Raw genomic sequence first — 21,828 nt, 5'->3', positions numbered from 1 at the left:
GCCTAATCTTCGTATTCATTCTCATAAAGGAAGTTTTTTATCCTTCCGTAGAAAAAGAACGATACGAATACAAAACACAACAATGCTACATATTTATATGCTGAATAGCCAAAAGCAATGCCATTGAGAGCCTGGTCAACATAAATAAGGAAGAAATGCCTCAACGGGAATATGATACTCAACGACTGCAACATCGGATTCATAGACAATACGGGGAATGACACCCCTGATATTGAAAAAGATAATACTCCCATCAGGCTAGCGGCACTAAGCGCAAAACGATAATTGGGAAAAACGCCCAACAATATAACTCCCAATGCCTGCGACGACACTATAAGCAACAGGTATGCCAGAAACATCGGCAAAAAACCGTTATTCATCGGAAACTTGTTATATCCGTAAAGCACAGACATAAACAGCAAAGCTATCAAGGTGAAAATGAATGTATAAGGCAGCATCTTACCCAAGAGTATCTTCCATGAAGAACCACCTCCCATCTCAACAAGTTTTCGCCCCAATCCGGATTTCACTTCACTTCCCAAGCTGGAAATGGTGAATAGTATAACCACCAATTGAAGAATACCCGGCAAAAGCGTGTTGTTGAGATAAATGGAATAGTTGAGCCAAGGATTCGAAATGGGGTGAGCCTCCACAACAATAGGTTGCAAAACGGGCATAATCTGCCTTTCGCTAATTCCTTTAGCTTCTGCCATCTGCAAACCGACAGCAGCCGAAGCCAACACGCTCACTGTTTTCAAATCCTGAAACAGAAGGGAGCCTGAAATAAGAAACGCATTGTTGGTATAAAAAGACACTTTTGGCTGAACTCCCGAAATAGCATCTTTCGAAAAATCTTTTGGTATATAATAGATACCATACACCTCAGCCCTCTCCATCCTTTCGCGCGCTTCACGAAAAGATACACTCTTAAACTTTATATCGGTTTTTGAAAAAGCATCCAACTGCCTGATCAAAGCACGGGAAGTAGAAGAATTATCCAGATCGACCACAGCAATAGGTATCTTCGTGGGTAGTCCGGCGTTCATCATATATATTAAAATGAACATAGACAACACCGGCGCCACAACCATGCCCCATATACATATCTTTGAAGAGAAAATCCGGTTGAATTCCCTCCTCATTATTGCCAACATGCCTGTTTCGGTCGTCATTCTTTCTACTCGCTAATTATCAAAGTCATACCCGGCAAAACGTCCGGTTGGTCTTCCACGAAATGAGCCTTTACTTCAAATGTTTTACGGTCGTAGCTGCCCGTAGCCTTCGTAGCCTTCCACGCAGCATAAGATCCGAGGTCTTTTATGTAATAAATTTTCATTTGAACATCTTTTTCCAGAGCCGGAACATAGGCGGAAATGATGCCTTCCAGCTTAAAGTTTTTCAACTTGTCTTCCCTCACATTAAAGCTACCCCATTTGTCTGTCATCTTCATCACATTCATTACCGGCGCACCCGTCCCGACCAATTCTCCTTCGTTCGGGAATATCTCCGATATCTTTCCGTCGATAGGCGATATCAGGTATGTTTCATCTATGTACGAGCCAACTTCAGCCACTGCTCCTTTCGCCTGATTCAATAGAGCCTGTGCCGCCATCTTATCTTCACGTTGCGCACCATTCACAGCCATATTGTATTGAGACTTGGCAGCCTTTTCGGTTGCAACGGAGGCCTCGTAATTAGCCTCTGCTTCATCCCGTTTTTGTGCGGTGGTAACTCCCTTGTCGTAAAGGTTTTGCACACGTTGATACGATTTCTGCGCAATGTCTACGCCAACTTTTGCTTTTTGCCACATTTCGTAAGCACTTTGCACCTGTTCGCTCCTCGTACCTCTGATGGCTTTTTCATTCTGAGCGGCAGCACCTTGTTCGGCAGCAGTAGCCTGCGACAGTTTAGCCTGAACGTCAGGGGCGCTCAACACGGCCAAGGTATCACCTTTTTTCACCATATCTCCCTCTTTCACCAAAAACTCGGCTATTCGTCCGGGAACCTTGCTCGAAATACGCACTTCGGTAACATCCGCTTCACCTTGTATTGTGTTATCCGTTTGATTTAAAAATATCAGTCCATACAACGCAACACCAATAATAACAGCTGCAAAACCCAATATCGGGATCAGCTTCGATTTCGTTTTGTTTCGTTCTACACTCATTGTATAATTCTTATTTTTTTTACTTTTAATTCTTCTCCTTTTCTAAAGTCCTCTACCCAACGACTTATCCAAATATACTTTGCTCAATTTCACGTCGATACGGGCATCAATAACCTCCGAGTGAGCCTGAAGCCATGCCGTATGGGCCGCCAAAACATCCGAAGAGGGAATTACCCCTTCCTCGAAACCCACTTTTGCATAACGCAGGTTTTCGTCAGCCTTGTCAAGATTTTTTTCGGCGGCAATCAGCTTTTTATTAGCTTCATTCAGCTTATAAGCATTCTGATTTACCTGCAACTCTATCTTTTCTTTGGCATCTTCCAGTTGTAAGCGGCTGATCACCGTCTGAGCCTTTGCCGCATTCAGTTTAGGAAAGTTGCCCAGACTGAAAGGAACCTTAACGGTCACCCCTATGTTCCACCCTCCGGCAAATTTTTTCTCAAATCCGTTGCGTGAACTCGGGTTGGTCCATGTGTAACCGCCAATCAGACCGGCTTGAGGCAAAAAATCGGCAAATTCGATACGCTCTTTAGCTTTATACATTTTGGAGGCTATCTCCAGACTCTTTATTTCCGGCCTGTTGCTCAATGCTTCCTGAACATCAGGAATTACAGGCTCTATGGCTTCCCCTGCCAGAACATCTTTGTTTTCGTCGGCCAAAATGTTCTGCCTGTTTTCTTCAATTCCACACAGCTGGTTCAGAAGCATACGAGACAGGCTTAGTCCGTTATCAACTTTGGTAAGAGCCATTTCACCTTCGTTCAACTTTACACTGACAGTAAGCAAGTCGGCTTTAGTAGCCACTCCTTCCTCCAACATTATATTGACATCGGATTCCATCTTTTTCAGCAATTCGACATAAGATTCCGCCAACTTTTTTTTCCACGAAAGCGAAACCACCTGCCAGTATGCAGCATCGGTTTCGGCAATCACATCCTGCATTTTCGCATCTTTTCGGGTTTTAGCCAATTCTTCGGCATTTTTCTGTATGTCGTTGTATGCAACAATACGCCCACCCATAAAAAGCGGCTGCGTGAGGGAAAGATTTCCCACAAAAATGTTGCGGAGATCTATCTCGCCCAATTTGTCCGGCAAAGGAACATCTAAAGACGGAAGTCCGCCGATAGAAGGAATAGTGACAACAGAAGGGATTATATCCAACTTGTGTTGCAGATGCAAGTATGCACCCGTTGCCGAAAATTCGGGCAAATATTTCGTAAATGCCTCCTTTTTCTGATAATAGGCAATGCGTTCCTGTTCGGAGGCGATCTTTAAGTCTTTATTATTTTCTATTGCTAAGTTGCGGCAACCGTCCAGAGTCAACAGCTCTTGGGCATTAATTGAGGAATATAGCAGCGAGATAATAATAAATCCGATTGTTACAATCTTCTTATTCATATTATTGATTATTCAATAGTTACAATAAATTAGTTGCATAGACAACTGCAAATATATTAACTTTTATCTATATAGAGAACAATTGCCCGAGTTAATTTATGTATAATCAACAAATTTCAAGCTAAAATAGTTTACTAAAATATCAGTAAACAGTGTCGATTGGTATCTGTGTCTTCGGTGAAAAAAGGTTGTTTTTAAATTGGGTAAAACGCAAAGATAACAATGAATAAGAGCTTGGAAGTTCTGACAACTTTATCAATACTTGACCTCAGAAATATAAAATATTTTCATTATCGGAATAGGGTCTTTAATTTTTTTTATTTTCACTTGCTACTCCATTTGTTTTATTCATCGTATATTTGTTCTTTATTCTAAATAAGCACCACTTCCCAAACAGGATAAACGGAATGACAGCTTCTATCATTATAATCTGTTTTTTGATTTTATTATCGTATGTTTTTGATATGCATTCATCAAAAATAAAAGTCCCGTCTGTCATTCTCCTACTTTTCCTCGGGTGGTTGGTGAAGCAAATGTTGAAACTATTTGAGATCGGCATCCCCGATTTACAATCGTTTTTGCCTCTGTTGGGAACAATTGGTCTTATCCTGATCGTGCTGGAAGGTTCATTGGGGTTAAAAATATCTAAAAGGAAATTACCCTTTATCAGCCGGTCGTTTTTTGTCGCTTTCGTGGGTATTTTCTTATTCAGCCTAAGCCTTGGGTATGTGTTTCATATTGTTGAAGGAATTCCTCTGAAATATGCCCTGACAAATGCTATTCCATTGAGCGTTATCAGTAGTGCAATAGCCATTCCTACTGCGCAAAACTTAATGGCAAGAAACCGGGAGTTTATAACTTACGAGAGCACTCTGTCTGATATTGTGGGAGTTATCTTCTTCAATTTTATCACATTCAACGAGTATATAAATACTTACTCAATAGGAGGTTTCGTCCTTAATCTTTTCATAACACTTGTAGTAAGTTTTGTATTCACCCTGGCCCTTTCCGCTCTCTTAAGTAAAGTAAACCATCATGTAAAATATACTCCTATCATTGTTATACTTATACTGATTTATGCCGTATCCAAACATTATCATTTGCCTGCTCTTTTGTTTATTTTTCTGTTCGGTATATTTCTGGCGAATATAAACAAATTTAAACGATACCGTTACATTCAAAAGCTGGAACCGGAAGTATTGGTGGCCGAAGTGAATAAATTCAGGGACTTGGTGGTTGAGTTTGCTTTCCTCATCAGATCGTTATTTTTCCTTCTGTTCGGTTTTTTGGTGAATACCTCCGAATTACTTAATTCGCAAACCATATTGTGGGCTTTGGGTATTGTTACCCTGATTTACGTTGTTCGTTTGATTTTGCTAAAGGTATTCCGTTTTTCATTAAAGCCTCTATTGTTTATTGCACCCAGAGGACTGATCACAATACTTTTATTCTTGTCAGTTCCATTGAGCCAACGTTTTGATTTGGTCAATAATTCACTCATAATACAGGTGATTATTATAACATCGCTCATTATGTCGTTGGCAGCAATGCCCAGAAAAAAGAAACCTAGATTGAAAGCACAAAACGACAAGGAAGATGAAGAACCGGTTTTATTGTCCTGAGAACATCGAAAGGCCTGTTTCCCTCTTATCTTTGCAGTTTTCCCAATCCAAGCCAACGGTTGGTGTAATTGCAAAAAAAATTGAGCCACATATAATATTATTCGATATAAATTTTACCCATTAAGCATTTTCAATCCAGAAATTGATTATTTTTGCGTGTTAAAAATATAACTGTTGTTTCCGCTTGTATGGAGACAATATAAAAACCAGTAAATCAAATGATAAAAATTACATTTCCTGATGGTTCGGTGAGGGAATTTCCCAAAGGAACAACATCCCTGCAAATAGCAGAAAGTATTAGTCCCCGATTGGCGCAAGACGTTTTGGCATCAAGCGTTAATGGTGAAACGTGGGATTTGACCCGCCCTATTGATCAGGATTCGACGATTAGTTTGTTGAAATGGGACGACGCAGAAGCAAAACACGCCTTCTGGCATTCGTCTGCCCACTTGATGGCCGAAGCTGTTCAGGAGTTGTATCCTCATGCCAAGTTTGGTATCGGGCCAGCCATCGAAAACGGATTTTACTATGATATCGACTTCGGCGACACTCCGGTGAAAGATGCCGATTTCCCCGCTATCGAGAAAAAAATGAAAGAACTGATAGCAAAGAAAGAAGAAATAAAGCGTCGGGACATTGCAAAAGCTGATGCTTTGAAAATGTTTGGCGACCGTCACGAAAGTTATAAGGTAGAACTTATCAACGATCTGGAAGACGGAACAATTACAACATATACACAAGGCGCGTTCACCGACCTTTGCCGTGGACCTCACTTGCCCAATACATCATACATCAAGGCTGTTAAGATACTTAGCGCAGCAGGGGCATACTGGCGAGGCGACGAAAAACGTAAGCAATTGACCCGTTTGTATGGTATCACTTTTCCAAAGCAAAAAATGCTGGATGAATATCTCGTACTATTGGAAGAAGCGAAAAAACGTGATCACCGCAAAATCGGTAAAGAACTGGAATTGTTTGCTTTCTCTCAGAACGTAGGGCAAGGCTTGCCGCTTTGGCTACCTCGTGGAACACAATTGCGTCTTCGTCTCGAAGATTTCTTGAAGAAGATTCAAAAACAATTCGACTACGAACAAGTGATGACTCCGCACATTGGTAATAAACAGTTGTATGTGATATCAGGTCACTACGAAAAATATGGCAAAGACTCCTTCCAGCCAATCCATACGCCGGAAGAAGGAGAAGAGTTTTTGTTGAAACCGATGAACTGCCCTCACCATTGCGAGATTTATAAGATAACACCACGTTCTTACAAAGATCTTCCTCTTCGTCTTGCAGAGTTCGGAACAGTATATCGTTACGAGCAAAGCGGCGAGCTTCATGGTTTGACGCGTGTTCGTGGGTTCACTCAGGATGATGCGCATATTTTCTGTACGCCCGACCAACTGAAAGACGAGTTTCTGAAAGTGATGGATATTATTTTCATTATCTTCAAGGCTCTTGATTTTGAAAACTTTGAGGCGCAAATTTCGCTTCGTGACCCGGAGAATAAAGAAAAATATATAGGAAGCGACGAAAATTGGGAAAAAGCAGAGCGTGCAATCATAGAGGCTTGCGAAGAAAAAGGACTTCCTGCACGAGTAGAATTGGGAGAAGCGGCTTTCTATGGTCCGAAGCTCGACTTCATGGTGAAGGATGCTCTTGGCAGACGTTGGCAGTTGGGGACAATTCAGGTGGATTATAATCTGCCCGAACGATTCGAACTGGAATATACAGGAGCAGACAATCAGAAACACCGTCCGGTGATGATTCACCGTGCGCCATTCGGCTCTATGGAACGCTTTGTTGCCGTGCTGATTGAGCATACAGCAGGTAAATTCCCGTTATGGCTTACACCCGATCAGGCTGTAATATTGCCTATCAGCGAAAAATACAACGATTATGCACACCGTGTGGCAAGTTATCTGAAAAAAGAAGATATACGTGTTCAGGTGGACGACCGTAACGAAAAAATAGGCCGAAAAATTCGTGACAACGAGTTGAAACGTATCCCTTATCTACTCATAGTTGGAGAGAAAGAAGCAGAAAATGAAGAAGTTTCTGTAAGAAAACAGGGCGAAGGTGATACAGGTTCGATGAAATTTACTAACTTTGCCGCTCAATTGAACGAAGAATCGGACAAGATGATGAACGCTTGGCAACATCAAGAATAAATCATTTGTCGGTAAATATCTGATAATTAAAACGTAAACCAAATAAAAATTAAAAAAACAGACAGGATTAATCTATTTGAATGAGAAATAACAGATTAAACAACAGACAACAAAAAGAAGAACTTTATAGGGTAAATGACAGAATTCGTGTACCGGAAGTTCGTTTAGTGGGAGACAATGTTGAAGTAGGTGTATACCCAACGCGAGAAGCGCTAAGGATGGCCGACGAACAAGGCTTGGATCTTGTGGAAATATCTCCGAATGCTGCACCTCCTGTATGTCGTATTACGGATTATCAGAAATTTCTTTATCAACAAAAGAAAAGACAGAAAGAGCAAAAAGCCAAGTCTGTGAAAGTTGTTGTGAAAGAAATTCGTTTCGGGCCTCAGACTGACGATCATGACTTCAACTTCAAACTGAAACATGCAAAATCGTTTCTTGAGGAAGGATCGAAAGTGAAGGCGTATGTGTTTTTCAAAGGCCGTTCAATCCTTTTCAAAGAACAGGGAGAAGTATTGTTGCTACGTTTTGCAAACGAGTTGGAAGACTATGCTAAGGTAGACCAACTGCCACAGTTGGAAGGCAAGAAAATGATAATCATGCTGTCTCCTAAGAAAGTGCCGGTTAAACCCGTAGCTTCGAAACCTGTTGCAGAAGCTCCTAAAAAGGAAAAGAAGCATGAGGATAAGGCAGACGAAGCTGCCAAAAACGAAAGTGAAGATTAACTCTTCGAAGTAAGAAAAAAGGCACACGTGTGTGCTATTTATATACAATTTAAATTACAAATTAGAGATGCCAAAAATGAAGACTAATTCCGGTGCCAAAAAAAGGTTCAGCCTTACCGGATCAGGAAAAATCAAAAGAAAACATGCTTTCAAAAGTCACATCCTGACTAAGAAAACTAAAAAGCAAAAGCGCAATCTTACTCACACATCAACAGTGAGCAAATGTGACGAAAACAACGTTAAAAAGTTGTTAGCTTTAAAGTAATCTCAAATTTTAAGCAAAATTTTCTTTAACAGATTTATTAACAGAATGTATGCCCTAAAGAGTTCTTGAAAAAAACGAAGAACCGCTAACATTCAAAAACATCTTATAATTATGCCAAGATCAGTCAACCATGTTGCGTCACGCAACCGCAGAAAAAAAGTATTAAAACTAACAAGAGGTTACTACGGAGCAAGAAAAAATGTATGGACAGTTGCCAAAAACACTTGGGAAAAAGGTCTTACTTATGCGTTCCGTGACCGTCGCGTAAAAAAACGTAACTTCCGTGCACTTTGGATACAACGTATCAATGCAGCCGCTCGTCTTGAGGGAATGTCATATTCTCGCCTTATGGGTGCGCTTCACAAAAACGGAATCGAAATCAATCGTAAAGTTCTTGCCGATTTAGCAGTAAATCATCCTGAAGCTTTCAAAGCGATTGTTGATAAAGTGAAATAAATATCAATTACTTGATAGATCAAACAAAAGGTTGCTCCCGATGGGGCAACCTTTTGTTGTTTTTATAATCCGAATATTCTTATTTCAAAAATTTCAAGGTAGATATACCATCTTGAGCTTGAATCCTTATAAAGTATGTACCACTAACCAGCGCAGATACATCAACTTTATCTGTCTTGAGGTACGACCAAGTACCTTGCAAGAATAAACAGCCAACCTCACGCCTATCGGAATATATACCAGAGTAATATATGACAGGCATGAGGGTTTGCAGCTGCTTCATTCTCCTGTAAAAATTGGTCGTTTTCAAGACAAGGATAAAAGCCGAAACGCTTCTGTAAATATATCTGTTAAAGACTAGAATCCTCCAACGTCTACAATATGAGATATTTTACAGGATAGTCAATTGTAAAATCAATCACTCTGCTATGAAAAGGGAGTTGCTTCATTTTCGTGAAGCAATTTCTTGTTCGTTACATAGTGATAGACTTTGTTGTTATTCTTTCTGAAATTCAAATGTGTATGATTGTATTCTGACACTATAAGCGCCACAAGGAAAATTGCTTACTGATACTGATTCCCCCTCACTTACCGATCCTGATAAAACCATTTTGTCATTCATATCAAACACAGCCATAAACAAGATTCCTTCAAAATTTTTGAAATCAATACTGTGTGTTGTGGTATTATACCAAACATTTATCTTATCCAAGATAGTCTCTCTTTCTATCTTCGAAAAATCTGATCCTTCGATATTGCAAAAATTCTTCCAACCATCTGCCATCTCATAATTCCCTTTACCCTCCATTGGTACATGCAAAATACAAGAGGTGAAATCTATACCTTCAAAAGAGCCTCTGCCTATTGTAGAAGGAGAAATAGATTGAACGTAAATATGAGCAAAAGCAGTACATCCATAAAAAGCAGAACTTTCTATGCTGGTAACACTTTCCGGAATTATGACTGATGTTAAACTTGTACAATCATAAAAAGTAGCTCTTTCTATTGTTGTAATATTCCTTGGTATTGTGACCCACTCAAGATTGTTACATCCATAAAAAGCAGAACTTCCAATATTAGTTACGCTCTCCGGGATAATAACAGATATTAGACCATTGCAATTAGAAAAAGCACTTGAAGCTATTACCGAAGTTCCTTCTTTTATATTTACAGAAGTATACTCCTTCATATTTCCTTTGTATTTATACAAAATCCTTTCAAGATACACCATCCCATCCGGTTGATTATTATACCAAGCAGTTTCGTCAAAAGCTGTTCCTCCAATACTGGTTATACTATCTTGTATCGTTATCGTATCTAAACCGGTACAATCGCTGAAAGCATAATCTCCAATACTGGTTACACTCTCCGGAATAGATATAGATGTTAAATTCTGGCATCCGTTAAACGCATAACGACCAATAGAAGTTACAGTATCGGGAATTTTTACTGTGGTTAAATTTTTACATCCTTGAAAAACAGAATTTCCAATAGCGGTTACTCCCGATTTTATAATGATTTGAGTAATAGTAGTTTTGAAGTTGTACCAGGGGATTGCTGAAGTATACTCAACATAGTCAGGCATAGCACCAACCCCATTAATAACAAGTGTTCCGAATGATATTCCCCATGTCAAATCGCCTATGGTCCCATTTTGCTCCATAGAAGGTAGGCTGAATAGAAATGTGTTCATTGTTTAAGTGTTTGCGCTCTCCTTTATTTCCCAAAAGGAAGTTTTTTGTTAAATCGAAGAAGCGTGGGAAATAATCAGTCTATCTGTCTTGAGGTACGACCAAGCACCCATGTAGAAATAAACAGCTAATCCCCACGCCTATCGGGATATACTCATCAGAATATATAACAAGGCATGAGCGTTTTTGCTGCTTTATCCTTCTACCTTAATATTTGGTCGTTTTCAAGACAGGGATAAAAGCCGAAACGCTTCTATAGAATATGTCTGTCAGAATAAAATCCTAACAACTACAAATATAACTAATCTAATGAATAATCAATCTTAAAATTGTTGATTTATCATACTTATAGGCATAGGGTTAGTACTTTGTTGAGTTATTGTTGTATTCTTTTGGATAGTTTGATGAGTTCTTGTGAATATAATATTACAAACCCGTAGTGCATTTAAGACTTTGATGTCAACTCATTTATTATAAGATCCATATCGGTTTTGTCATTTTGAACGAAGTGAAAAATCTGTGTGTTTTCAATCCAGATCCTTCGTTTTACTCAGAAACAACGTTCGAGGAGCGAAGGCGACTCAATGACAATATAAATATATATTATTTTTCAGCTAGTTGTCTTTTATTTTCTAAATGCACCACGGATGTTATTTATACTTCACCCATTTGTAAAGCTCTGTGAGGCTGGGTTTCTTCCCATACATCAATATACCTACACGATACACCTTGGCAGCCAGTTTCACAACAGCCAAAGCCGTAACCGCTAAAATAGCAAATGAAACAAACACTTCCCACAAAGGAACTCCGAAAGGTATGCGTACCATCATCACAACAGGCGAGGTGAGAGGTATCATAGAACACCAAAATGCGAGAGGCCCGTCGGGATTGCTTACGCTGTAAATTCCGGCATATAGCGCAAAAATGAATACAAGAGTAAGCGGCATTACAAATTGTTGAGAGTCTTGCGGATTATCTACCGCCGAACCAAACATCGCAAACAAGGCTGCATACATCAGATAACCACCAAGGAAAAACAGGAAGAAGAATATTACTATCTGTAACCAATTGACAGACGGCAGCATGGAAATATAAGTCGAGAGTTCTCCTGTATTCATCTCCGGAACGAAAGCATTGGTTGCCGCATACATCAGAACAAGGCTCATTACTATCCAGATGACAAGCTGAGTGAGCCCAACCAAACATATCCCGATAATTTTGCCCATCATCAGGTCGAAAGGCTTAACAGACGATATCATTACCTCCACAATGCGGTTGCTTTTTTCTTCAATAACGCCCTGCATCACCATTGTGCCATAACTGAATATAAACATATACATGAGCAATGTTGTGACCCACGCCAAGCCTGTGGCCAAACCCGTGGATGTTTCTTTTTCCAGGCCATCGGCATCTAGCCTTACCGTGTTTATCTTCACCGGATTAGGAGACTCTGTGATATTCCGTATAGCGGCTATTGCATTGGGGTCAATATCGCTTTCGGAGCTGAATATATTCAATTTTTCATGTTTAATAACTTCGCCTAGTGTAAGTCTCAGATATCTTTCAAGATCAAGAGGTATTTGCTTCTCCGATAAAAACGTTACTGCCTGAGGGTTATTTACCAGATCGGTGTTTATCTGTAAAAATCCGAATATTTCGCCGCCTATTTGTTGTTTTGCATTATCCGGATTGTTGTGTGTGGTTTCAAATACATAGTTATCGAAATTTTGAAAATGCTGGGCATATTTTCGGGTATCGTCTATCACCAGAATTTTTTTAACTTCCGTATCTTTTATTTGCGAAAGGAACAGAGTTCCCCCAATCATCCCGACTATGATAAATGGCATGAGGATAGTCAGCAAAAGGAACGATTTTTTTCTTACCCTTGTTGCATATTCCCGTTGTATTATTAAGCTCAATGTTGACATATTTTTCTTGGTTCGGTTTAGTTATTTTGGGTTACGGTTTGGATGAAAATATCGTTCATTGTAGGGAGTTCCTCCTCAAAAGAGATGATTTCATGCCTGTCTGCTATCAGTTTCAGTATTTCGGAGTTCGGAACACCGTTTTTGTTTTGCAACCTCACCTCTGTGTGATTTTCGTGCTGATTATTAGATAACTGATCAAACAAAGGAGATTTCATACAGAACGGGCCATCGGCTACTTTCACCCTGAAAATATGCTGCCGATACCGGCTTCGAATATCGGAAACCTTGCCCTGAAGCACAGCTTGCGATTTATTGATAAGCGTTATGTGATCGCAAAGTTCTTCCACCGACTCCATGTTATGAGTCGACAAAATAATTGTCTTGCCTTTCTCTTTTAGTTCCAGTATTTCGTTTTTCAAGATTTCGGCATTCACCGGGTCAAATCCACTGAAAGGCTCATCCAGAATGAGAAGATCGGGTTCGTGAATAACGGTAGTTATAAATTGTATCTTTTGCTGCATCCCTTTCGAAAGTTCCTCCACTTTTTTCTCTTTCCACGAAAGTATATCGAACTTCCTGAACCATAAGTCGAGTTTTTCTTGAGCTTCACTTTTACTCAAACCTTTCAGTTGAGCAAGAAATAAAGCCTGTTCGCCAACCTTCATTTTTTTGTACAAGCCTCTTTCTTCGGGCAGATAACCTATGTTGTATATATCTTTTGAGTCGGATGCTCTGCCATTTATCAGAACCTCTCCGCTATCGGGAGCCGTAATCCTGTTTATTATACGAATAAGAGTGGTTTTTCCTGCGCCATTAGGTCCCAGCAATCCATAGATGCACCCCTTTGGTACTTGTATGCTCACACCGTTTAGCGCACGATGCCCTGCAAATTGTTTGACAACATTTTTTGTTTCCAGATAGAACATTGATGTTTATATTTTATTAAAGTTACAAGTTGACGAGATGCAAATATTTCTTGTAGATACTTGTTTGTCTCTCCTGTTTTTATATGTCGCAATGGTAGAGAAAAAATCACAATAAACAGAAAAATAATGGGTATTATATCAAACAAAGCGTCGTTTGATTTATTTGTAGCGATGTGTTGAGTTGTTGATTTAAATTCGACGAATCCTCGGGTGGATTTTTAGTCTGCCCGAAGATTCGTCATTGAGGTTGAATTCTAAGTCTCTTCCAATGTCTTTTTGTCATCCTGAACAGAGTGAAGGATCTGTTTTTGAGAACCCAGATTTTGTCCTCTGGGCTTTGTAACCTCGGAGTGGTTATCTTCCGGATTTTAAAATTCGGAGAGTAGCCAAGAGGCTGTGTCAAAAGTTTTATCTACCCCTAATCCCCTAAAGGGTACTTTTTAAACAATTGATAATCAAAACACCACTTTAGGGGCTGGGGGTTATTTTCTGAAATTTGGAACTTTTGACACATCCCACGCAACGACAGGTGGATAGCAAGGTACGTTTGTAGGGGCAGGGCTCTGCTCTGCCCGAAAGATTTTGAATTCATGCTGAGCAACGCGAAGCATCTAAAAAACAGTTGTCAGTTAACAAACTCGTATTCGCGAAGCCACGCATGCGATTGCATCGGATATATTGTATTCCGATTATATCTTCCAGAACAACATGGAAGTACGAGCAGATACACCCGGATTTAAAGATGAATTTCCTCTACTAAGTACAGCATCCCCGTCCGGAATCCAACCCGTATTGTAGCGGAATCTGATATCCACAACATCTCCTGCATTGCCGGAACATCCAAGTATTACGTTCGTAACATTATTTCCTCTATTAAGAGTAGAAGATGTTGCGTTAGGCCCAAGAGTATAGAAAACCTCGCTGACATCATTGAGCACTCCGTTAACATAGATGTACAAATACACACAAACAGTTCCTGCATAAGTCGGTGTTTTTGTTGTTCCATCGGGTTGGCATAGAAGTGTATACAGTTTGACATTAAAAGCATACGATCCGGTTTCGGGCAGTTTTATAGGAGACACAGCAGTAGATCCTTTTTGGCAAAACTTAAGACTGGTAGCATTATCGGTAGTAGTCCCCCCTACAATATTTGCAGACTGATAATACTGTCTGATTTTATTTGTTGGAGTAGGAGGAATTTCGTCAACCAATCTTCTCCACTCTGTTCCATTCCAATAATACATCCCTTCGTCCATTGAGGCTGCACCGGTATGATACACGGTCAGTCCCTTATGTGCAGTTTTTTTCGATGTGGTAGTGGTTGCGCAAGGCTCCAACTTATAAGGGTCTTGTAGTGCCACACGCGGCAAATTTATCCCTTTGGTAGAAGTGATGGTGTTGTTTGATGCAGATTCTTTCACATCCAGCAATGCACCTTCATTCGGGGTGAGTTCCGACCCCACGGTCACCTGTGCATGTGCATAGCCTATTCCAAAAAATAATACTGTTGCCAATAAGAGGCTTTTAAGTTTGTGATTTGATATTCTCATAATTCTGTAATTAAAATGATTATTATTTGTGTTTTTAACATATCTGTCACTTGTAGAGTGACAGAAAAGCCGGATAGGTGTTTGTATTTATTTAATTATTAACTGATTAATAAAAAGAAAGAATAGCGATATAGGCTTTTAGTTCAACGCTCGTAAAACATCTTGGAAAAACGAGTTGATGAGTAGAAGATAATTATCTGATAATCGGACTTTTAAGCAAGGCAAAAATTTGCATTCAGATATTTTTCGGCAAAACATTTGTTTAACAAGCTAATATACAACACTTAAATAACAAGAATAATGAAATCGGGAAACGATAGTCCAATAGAATTCCTGCAACTGAACGCGGGTCAGTCATGGGTCTTAGAACCGGGTGAAAATAAAATAATTCTGGTGATGGAGGGAGAATTAAAAATCCGTTCTTCAATCCACCCTGACATTGATGTAACAGCCTCAAATATGGTGTTTTACCCCTTTCAGGAACGAGTAGTACTGAAAGCGGTGAAAAAATCCAAAGTAGCTTCAATTCGCTTCACAAATGAGTCGGGTCTTTGCGGTATACTTTCTTCCATAACTGCCGATTCAACAATGAAACATCAAGACGAAAAAACCTGCCCCATTCCTATTAAAAGCATAATATACAATCACATAGATTCAATCAGAGAATATATGGATAAGAATATTTGCGACATCTACCTGTTTGATCTGAAACTAAAAGAATTTGGTTATATCCTCAAGCATTTCTATTCGGAAGAACAGTTGCAGAACTTATTTGAAACACTTCATGGTAACGATTTGAGCTTTTCGGAAGAGGTGTGCAACCTCAGCCTGAGTGTTCGTTCGGTTCGCCAACTAGCTGAAAGAATGAATTATAGTTATTCGGGATTTAACAAACGTTTCAGAAGAGTGTTCAATATGTCGGCATATAGTTGGATGAGGAATCAAAAGGCAAAGCTGGTTTATCAGGATATTTGCCAGACAAGTAAAAGCCTGAAAGAAATCAGCACAAATCATAAATTTGCAACCCTGTCTCATTTCAACGAATTTTGCCACAAAAATCTGGGAAATTCCCCTTCCGAAATCAGAAGAAAAAACAGAACAAAACAATATATATAAAAAAGCACCTCTGTCACTCTACAAGTGACAGAGGTGTTCATTGTCTCATTATCAGACTACAAAGGTATAAAAAGTTTTTATATTTGCTATTTTTCTGCAGACATTTTAGTTCGTTGATTAAATGTAATATTTTTTCCTTATTTTTGTTGAACAGATGGCGAACATAAAATCGCAGACCTATTTATTGCTTTAGCTAGTAGTACAACTTTGACCGGTTATGATTCGGAAATACACCATTAATTATTATTGATTACTTATCTAATACACACAATCTTACAGTAATGCAGAAAAAAATATATGTAATTATAAATCCTGTTTCGGGAACCAAATCGAAGAAAGAAATTCCCGAAAAGGTTGCAACGCATTTCGATCAGCATAAGTATGAGATACATATATTTCTGACAGGATATGCCGGGCATGCCACCGAAATAGCCGTGAAAGCCGTGAAGGACAAAGTCGATTGTGTGATTGCGGTTGGAGGTGACGGCACTGTAAACGAGGTGGCAAAAGCATTGGTGAATACCGATGTGGTTTTCGGGATTGTTCCGTCCGGCTCAGGAAATGGCTTGGCTCGCGAATTGCACATCCCCCTGAATACCACGAAAGCGATAGAAATATTGAGCGAAAACAATGTGAAAACCATCGACTATGGTGTGGCAAACGGAGAAATATTCTTTTGTACGTGCGGTGTTGGTTTCGATGCGCTCATAAGCGAAAAGGCATTGGAACAATCGAGCCGGGGCAAGTTGATGTATGCGCAGAGCATCATATCTTCTCTGATAAACTTCAAACCTCAGAAATATAAAATCACCACGGAAAACGGCACTTTCGAGGATAAGGCTTTTTTGGTGACGTGCGCCAATGCCTCGCAATATGGCAACGACGCTTTCATAGCGCCACATGCCGACATCTGTGACGGGAAAATGAATCTGGCCATAGTTAGGCCATTGTCTGTGATAGAAGTTCCTCAGGCGGCAATTCAGATTTTTACTAAAAACATAGACAATAATGCCAAAGTAACCGAACTGTTGACTTCCGAAGCCACCATAGAACGGGAAGAGGAAGGCGTTATGCACCTCGACGGAAATGCAAGCTATACAGGAAAGAAAATTCACGTAAAGATCGTTCATCAAGGCTTGAAAGTTCTGGTTCCTACAAATATTCCTAAAAAGAAAATCGATCCTCAGGCTTTTATCAGTAACATCACACGGTGGATATAAATCCGCAACCAATGTTTTCATTAAATTTGTTCCTCATTTCTCAATAAATAAAAAAATGCCTCAGGATGTCGATAGAATCTTCTTTTAAAAGAGTTTTATTTAAAGCTATTGGAGTATACAGATACCTCAGAATATTACAGAAAGGATTTTTCTTTTCTTATAAATCAGGTTTCCTGAAAAAAAATCCAAGTTATGACCTTCACTATTTTACCCGAAACATGATAGAAAGCGGGGACATCGTGATTGATATAGGTGCAAATCTGGGATATTACTCAAAACTGTTTTCCAAGTGGGTTGGAGATAAAGGAAAAGTTTATTCTGTCGAACCCATTTCACTTTTCAACAAAGCTTTTTTAAGCGAGACAAAGAAATGTAAGAATATTGTGCTTTTTTCCTTTGCCCTAGGCGATGAAGAAAAAGATATCGAATTAGTAACATCTACTCAAGATGGATATTTGCATACGGGTTTGGCTCATGTTTTTGATAAGGATTCGGATGGTAAGATAGAAGAACAGGAATTCAGATTTCAGTCAAAAATGCAAATTCCCGATGTCCTGTTCAAGGATATTGAACATGTCGATTATGTGAAATGTGATGTAGAAGGCTTCGAATATACAGTTTTGTCAAATATGCAGCAGACCATAGACAGAAGCAAACCTGCAATACAGATAGAACTCTGGGGGCAGAACAAGGACAAAATTTTTACGCTACTCACAGAAAAAGGGTATCTTGCCTATCGGTTTTCGAGGACAAAAGGGAAACTAACATCAAAGGGTATAGAAAGTCTTTCAGGTGATTATATCTTCATTCATAAAGAAAATGAAAAATACGTGCATCTAATTGCAGATTAATAATTTCACACAAACTACTACATGAAGGCTTCGTCCGATATAATGTCTAACCGCAATATAACCGAACAGATCAATAAGTGGCGATAATCAGAGCCACTTCCTTCGTCGGAAATATACCAAAATGACTGTTGCCGAAAGCACCATAAGTCCTATCGAAAGTCCGTAGCCATATTTCCAATGCAGTTCGGGCATATCGTCGAAGTTCATCCCATAGATGCTGGCAATCAGCGTAGGAGGCATGAATATGACGGAGATGATTGTAAATATCTTGATTATCTTATTCTGTTCGATGTTTACAAATCCGAGGAAGGTATCCTGCAAATAGTCCAGACGATCGAAGCTGAAACGGATATGTTCTACAAGCGAATTGATGTCTTTAATTATCATCGTCAGTTTTCCGTGCAGCTCTTTACTTAAGAGTTGACTTTTCAACATGTTAGATATTACCCGCTGTTTGTCAATAACATTTTCGCGAAGCATCATGGTCTTTTCCTGAAGGTCTTTGATCTCCATCAGCAGTTCTTCGTCCGCTTCTTTCAGGCTGATGCTATTACTCAAGGTTGTAATGCGTTGAGTCATTTCCTCAATCATATCCGCATCCACCTCGACGCGAGTCTCCATAATAGCAACAAAAACATGATATCCTGTGGGGTAATTTTTCGGATTTGCCGATATCTTCTTCACCGTTTCGTGAAAAGACGGCAGTTCTTCACCACGAACGGTGATGAGAATGTCATTTTTCATTATAAACGAAACCGGTTCACGTTCGAAGTTTCCTAACAGAAAGTTAGAGTTTACTACCAATGAGTCTGTGGTTTCGATATAGCGTGACGATATCTCAATTTCTATCATTTCTTCTTCTTCCTGAATGTAGATTTTAAGATAATCTTCCAATTCGTTCTCTATTTCTTCGTCCACATTGTTGAGGTCGATCCAGAGGAAGTTTTTGATAGGGGTTGTTTTCAAGAATTCAATGCTCCGGCTCACACGGATAGCATTGTCTTTATGATAAAATAATTTTACTTCTGACATGGCTGTTTTTTACTGAAATGATGATTGATCGTGTTAGCTCACTCTGATCATTTAGCCACGTTTTCGAGCAGATAAGGTTGAATAATGTTAGTCAATTCTTCAAACTCAGCCACCGATAGTTGCTCGGGTCGTTTGTCGAAAACGGGCAGCGAAAATATCTCACAATCTTTTCCCACAAGGGGTTTTGTAGAGTTTCGCAATGTTTTTCGGCGCTGGTTGAAACTTGTTTTCACTACAGTTTTAAATAACTTTTCGTCGCAGTTCATCCTCGTTCGGTTGTTCCTTGTAAGTTTCACCACCGCCGATTTGACCTTAGGCGGAGGGTCGAACACATGTTCGTCAACCGTGAAAAGATACTCTATGTCGTACCAAGCCTGCAACAGTACGCTCAAAATCCCGTAAGCCTTTTTACCGGGTTTTGAAGCCATCCGTTCTGCAACTTCTTTTTGAATCATCCCCGAACAGCAAACAACATGCTCTTTGTAGTCGAGAACTTTAAAAAATATCTGAGATGATATATTGTAAGGATAATTGCCTATGACACAGAATTTATCGGGATAAATATCTGTCAGGTTCAATCGTAAAAAATCGGCTTCGATAATATGTCCTTGCAGTGCAGGATAATGTGCTGCAAGATAAGGAACCGAATCCCTGTCTAATTCAACAACGGTCAAATCCCTGTCTTTTTCGATCAGGAATTGCGTGAGTACTCCCATTCCGGGACCAACCTCTATGATCGGCAAGTCGGAAAAATTGTCGAGGCTGTCGGCAATTTTCCGGGCAATTTGCAAATCTTTCAGAAAATGTTGCCCCAAAAATTTCTTTGGTTTTACTCTTTGCATCCGTTAATATTATAAAATCGTTATCTTTGTTCGCTGCAAAGGTAATCAATTTATTTTTGCGAGTTTATCTTATTCATCATAAAGATGGCTCATTTAACTTCACTTTAAACAAAATATAGATGAGTGATACTGTTGTTCAGAAGAAAAAAGAGAAGAAATCAAAGTTAAATAGTTTTATTAAGATATTTGTTCCTTTGGGACTGGGGATTGTTATCCTCTATTTTCTGTATCGGGATACAAACTTTGTCGATCTGTGGCGTATTATCAAAAATGCTAATTGGGCTATCCTTACATTCTCGCTCATTTTCGGGCTGTTGGGAAATGTGATCAGAGGATTAAGATGGAGATTGATTATAGACCCTCTGGGATACCATCCCCGCAAATCGAGTCTGGTATATGCCGTGTTAGGGAATTACGCCGTCAATTTTGCTTTACCTCGTGCCGGAGAGATATGGCGTTGCGGTGTTATTTCGAAGGAAGAAAAAATTCCATTCAAAAAACTGATAGGAACCCTCATCATCGACCGTGTTTTCGACACTTTGATGGTGGCCCTGATTTTGTTGTTGGCATTTGTGTGCAATGCAACAGTCTTTTTAAGGAAAAGTAGCGAGTTTAATATACCGCCATTCCTCACCTCGGTCTGGTTTTATGTGGCAGTTGCGGCATCGCTTGTTGTGGTTATTGCTATTTTTGCAATTTTCAAGGAAAACAAAATTGTGAAGAAAGTGCGCGAATTTCTACTTTCTATATGGAATGACATGAAAACCGTAAAAACAATGAAAGAGAAAAAAAGGTTCCTTATCTATACGGTATCCATCTGGATAGCTTATTTTCTCTACTTTTTTGTCACTTTCTACGCTTTCGACTTTACCTCTCATCTCGGAATAGCTGCCGGGTTGTTTGTTTTTGCCCTGAGTAGTGTAAGTATGGCAATCCCGTCTAACGGAGGACTGGGGCCTTGGCAGGCAGCAGTAGTATTTGCCCTGATGGCTTTTGCAATACAGTCGGAACAAGCAATAGCTTTTGCCACGGCCGTGTTCACATTCCAATCCATCTGGGTGGTTCTTTGCGGATTGTTCGGAATAGCTGCATTATCTTTCAATAAAGAGAAGAAATAGGCAATGCGATATAGTCTGAGAGCAATACTTTCCATCTTGTTCCTGATTGTTTATTTCTCTATCGTTTCATGGGTATCCGATTCATGTAGTAATACATTTCTAGGCAATGCCTTGTTGATACTTTATCCGTTGTTGGGAGGGACACTTGTCTATTTTCTACTTATCAAAAAAGACGGATTTCGTTTCAGTCAATACTTAAAAACAATAATATTGCTTGCTTTATGGTTGTGTTTTGTTTTTATAATTACTTGTATTGTGTTTTTTGTCTTTGTAGAGCCTGCTCTCGTAAAGGCTTTTTCCGGCACAGATTATTTTTCCTGTTTTCTCTATTTCGATGGTTATATTTATGACGAAATATATGTTCAAAATTGGGTCTTGTTGCTGATATTTATTATCAATACATTCTTTTGGGGGTGGTTGACCTATCGTAAGCTGAGAAATTATTTCGATTTACAGTAGGGGCAAACCAGAGGTTTGCCCGAAACATGTGCGAAAATATCTCAAAATTCTATTATATCCCCAAGAAAATGACTTCGATAGTATTTCTGTGAGCATGAGCTTTTTCTATTACGAAAGGCCTCATCGCTCGGATTCTAAAAGATAGGACATCTCCGGCATCAAGAGAAACTACAGTAGAATAATGAGTGTTAAAGTAACTATTGGGAGTAATATAGCTATATGTTTCATCATTTGAAATAGATGTACCATTTCTTTGAATATTGAAATAAAAAGATTTCATACCTGCAGTAG

The 21,828-nt window shown here is 39.4% G+C and carries 21 protein-coding genes; 10 read left to right on the top strand and 11 right to left on the bottom strand.

The genetic code is table 11. The features are described from left to right. Nucleotides 1-2: 2 nt before the first annotated feature. Genes D0T56_RS15315 through D0T56_RS15305 form a run of 3 tightly spaced genes read right to left on the bottom strand, consistent with a single transcriptional unit; the run spans nt 3 to nt 3,565 of the window. Nucleotides 3-1,172, bottom strand: a complete 1,170-nt coding sequence (locus D0T56_RS15315) for an ABC transporter permease (protein WP_163321044.1) — start codon at nt 1,170-1,172, stop codon at nt 3-5. Nucleotides 1,173-1,177: 5 nt separating this feature from the next. Beyond that, nucleotides 1,178-2,167 carry an HlyD family secretion protein gene (locus D0T56_RS15310; protein ID WP_163321043.1) on the bottom strand — a complete coding sequence of 330 codons (990 nt, stop codon included), beginning with the start codon at nt 2,165-2,167 and terminating at the stop codon, nt 1,178-1,180. A gap of 42 nt (nt 2,168-2,209) precedes the next feature. Then, complete coding sequence (locus D0T56_RS15305; RefSeq protein WP_163321042.1) at nt 2,210-3,565, bottom strand: TolC family protein; 1,356 nt, start codon at nt 3,563-3,565, stop codon at nt 2,210-2,212. 407 nt (nt 3,566-3,972) lie between these two features. Here D0T56_RS15305 and D0T56_RS15300 point away from each other — a divergent pair, with 407 nt between their 5' ends. The 5 genes from D0T56_RS15300 (at nt 3,973) to rplT (ending at nt 8,804) form a co-directional block, all read left to right on the top strand. Beyond that, nucleotides 3,973-5,187, top strand: a complete 1,215-nt coding sequence (locus D0T56_RS15300; protein ID WP_163321041.1) for a cation:proton antiporter — start codon at nt 3,973-3,975, stop codon at nt 5,185-5,187. A gap of 218 nt (nt 5,188-5,405) precedes the next feature. Beyond that, the gene (gene thrS / locus D0T56_RS15295) at nt 5,406-7,358 is read left to right on the top strand and encodes a threonine--tRNA ligase (protein ID WP_163321040.1); all 1,953 of its coding nucleotides are present in this window, start codon (nt 5,406-5,408) and stop codon (nt 7,356-7,358) included. Nucleotides 7,359-7,438: 80 nt separating this feature from the next. Beyond that, nucleotides 7,439-8,083, top strand: coding sequence for a translation initiation factor IF-3 (infC, locus tag D0T56_RS15290; RefSeq protein ID WP_163321039.1), 645 nt, complete (start codon nt 7,439-7,441; stop codon nt 8,081-8,083). A 67-nt stretch (nt 8,084-8,150) separates the two neighbouring features. Then, nucleotides 8,151-8,348 carry a 50S ribosomal protein L35 gene (gene rpmI / locus D0T56_RS15285; protein WP_163321038.1) on the top strand — a complete coding sequence of 66 codons (198 nt, stop codon included), beginning with the start codon at nt 8,151-8,153 and terminating at the stop codon, nt 8,346-8,348. 111 nt (nt 8,349-8,459) lie between these two features. Continuing rightward, nucleotides 8,460-8,804 carry a 50S ribosomal protein L20 gene (gene rplT / locus D0T56_RS15280; RefSeq protein WP_163321037.1) on the top strand — a complete coding sequence of 115 codons (345 nt, stop codon included), beginning with the start codon at nt 8,460-8,462 and terminating at the stop codon, nt 8,802-8,804. Nucleotides 8,805-8,883: 79 nt separating this feature from the next. Here rplT and D0T56_RS15275 read toward each other — a convergent pair whose 3' ends face one another. From D0T56_RS15275 to D0T56_RS15255, 5 genes are all read right to left on the bottom strand, one after another. Beyond that, nucleotides 8,884-9,087: a T9SS type A sorting domain-containing protein gene (locus D0T56_RS15275; RefSeq protein ID WP_163321036.1), complete on the bottom strand. Its 204-nt coding sequence runs from the start codon at nt 9,085-9,087 to the stop codon at nt 8,884-8,886. A gap of 213 nt (nt 9,088-9,300) precedes the next feature. Next, entirely contained in the window at nt 9,301-10,497 is a 1,197-nt protein-coding gene (locus D0T56_RS15270) for a leucine-rich repeat domain-containing protein (RefSeq protein ID WP_163321035.1), read from the bottom strand. 648 nt (nt 10,498-11,145) lie between these two features. Then, nucleotides 11,146-12,423 carry an ABC transporter permease gene (locus tag D0T56_RS15265; protein WP_163321034.1) on the bottom strand — a complete coding sequence of 426 codons (1,278 nt, stop codon included), beginning with the start codon at nt 12,421-12,423 and terminating at the stop codon, nt 11,146-11,148. Nucleotides 12,424-12,440: 17 nt separating this feature from the next. Next, a complete protein-coding gene (locus tag D0T56_RS15260; RefSeq protein WP_163321033.1) occupies nt 12,441-13,349 on the bottom strand; it encodes an ABC transporter ATP-binding protein in 909 nt (302 codons plus the stop codon). A 689-nt stretch (nt 13,350-14,038) separates the two neighbouring features. Then, nucleotides 14,039-14,899: a hypothetical protein gene (locus tag D0T56_RS15255; RefSeq protein WP_163321032.1), complete on the bottom strand. Its 861-nt coding sequence runs from the start codon at nt 14,897-14,899 to the stop codon at nt 14,039-14,041. Nucleotides 14,900-15,199: 300 nt separating this feature from the next. Here D0T56_RS15255 and D0T56_RS15250 point away from each other — a divergent pair, with 300 nt between their 5' ends. From D0T56_RS15250 to D0T56_RS15240, 3 genes are all read left to right on the top strand, one after another. After that, on the top strand, nt 15,200-16,015 hold the full coding sequence (locus D0T56_RS15250) for an AraC family transcriptional regulator (RefSeq protein WP_163321031.1): 816 nt from the start codon (nt 15,200-15,202) through the stop codon (nt 16,013-16,015). 281 nt (nt 16,016-16,296) lie between these two features. Next, nucleotides 16,297-17,235, top strand: coding sequence for a diacylglycerol kinase family protein (locus D0T56_RS15245; RefSeq protein ID WP_163321030.1), 939 nt, complete (start codon nt 16,297-16,299; stop codon nt 17,233-17,235). A gap of 65 nt (nt 17,236-17,300) precedes the next feature. Beyond that, nucleotides 17,301-18,086 carry an FkbM family methyltransferase gene (locus D0T56_RS15240; RefSeq protein ID WP_163321029.1) on the top strand — a complete coding sequence of 262 codons (786 nt, stop codon included), beginning with the start codon at nt 17,301-17,303 and terminating at the stop codon, nt 18,084-18,086. A gap of 87 nt (nt 18,087-18,173) precedes the next feature. Here D0T56_RS15240 and corA read toward each other — a convergent pair whose 3' ends face one another. After that, nucleotides 18,174-19,118: a magnesium/cobalt transporter CorA gene (gene corA / locus D0T56_RS15235; protein ID WP_163321028.1), complete on the bottom strand. Its 945-nt coding sequence runs from the start codon at nt 19,116-19,118 to the stop codon at nt 18,174-18,176. A 47-nt stretch (nt 19,119-19,165) separates the two neighbouring features. Next, on the bottom strand, nt 19,166-19,960 hold the full coding sequence (gene rsmA, locus D0T56_RS15230) for a 16S rRNA (adenine(1518)-N(6)/adenine(1519)-N(6))-dimethyltransferase RsmA (RefSeq protein ID WP_163321027.1): 795 nt from the start codon (nt 19,958-19,960) through the stop codon (nt 19,166-19,168). Nucleotides 19,961-20,079: 119 nt separating this feature from the next. Between rsmA and D0T56_RS15225 the strand changes: the two genes are divergently transcribed. Beyond that, the gene (locus tag D0T56_RS15225; protein ID WP_163321026.1) at nt 20,080-21,078 is read left to right on the top strand and encodes a lysylphosphatidylglycerol synthase transmembrane domain-containing protein; all 999 of its coding nucleotides are present in this window, start codon (nt 20,080-20,082) and stop codon (nt 21,076-21,078) included. Between the two features lie 3 nt (nt 21,079-21,081). Next, nucleotides 21,082-21,537, top strand: coding sequence for a hypothetical protein (locus tag D0T56_RS15220; RefSeq protein WP_163321025.1), 456 nt, complete (start codon nt 21,082-21,084; stop codon nt 21,535-21,537). 52 nt (nt 21,538-21,589) lie between these two features. On the opposite strand, the gene D0T56_RS16655 is transcribed toward D0T56_RS15220, so the two are convergent. Beyond that, a partial coding sequence (locus D0T56_RS16655) for a hypothetical protein (RefSeq protein ID WP_221412363.1) occupies nt 21,590-21,828 on the bottom strand: 239 nt, incomplete at its 5' end.

It is taken from the genome of Dysgonomonas sp. 520 (assembly GCF_010501095.1).
Lineage (GTDB): Bacteria > Bacteroidota > Bacteroidia > Bacteroidales > Dysgonomonadaceae > QVMP01.
This window is presented reverse-complemented; position numbering and strand designations above follow the sequence as displayed.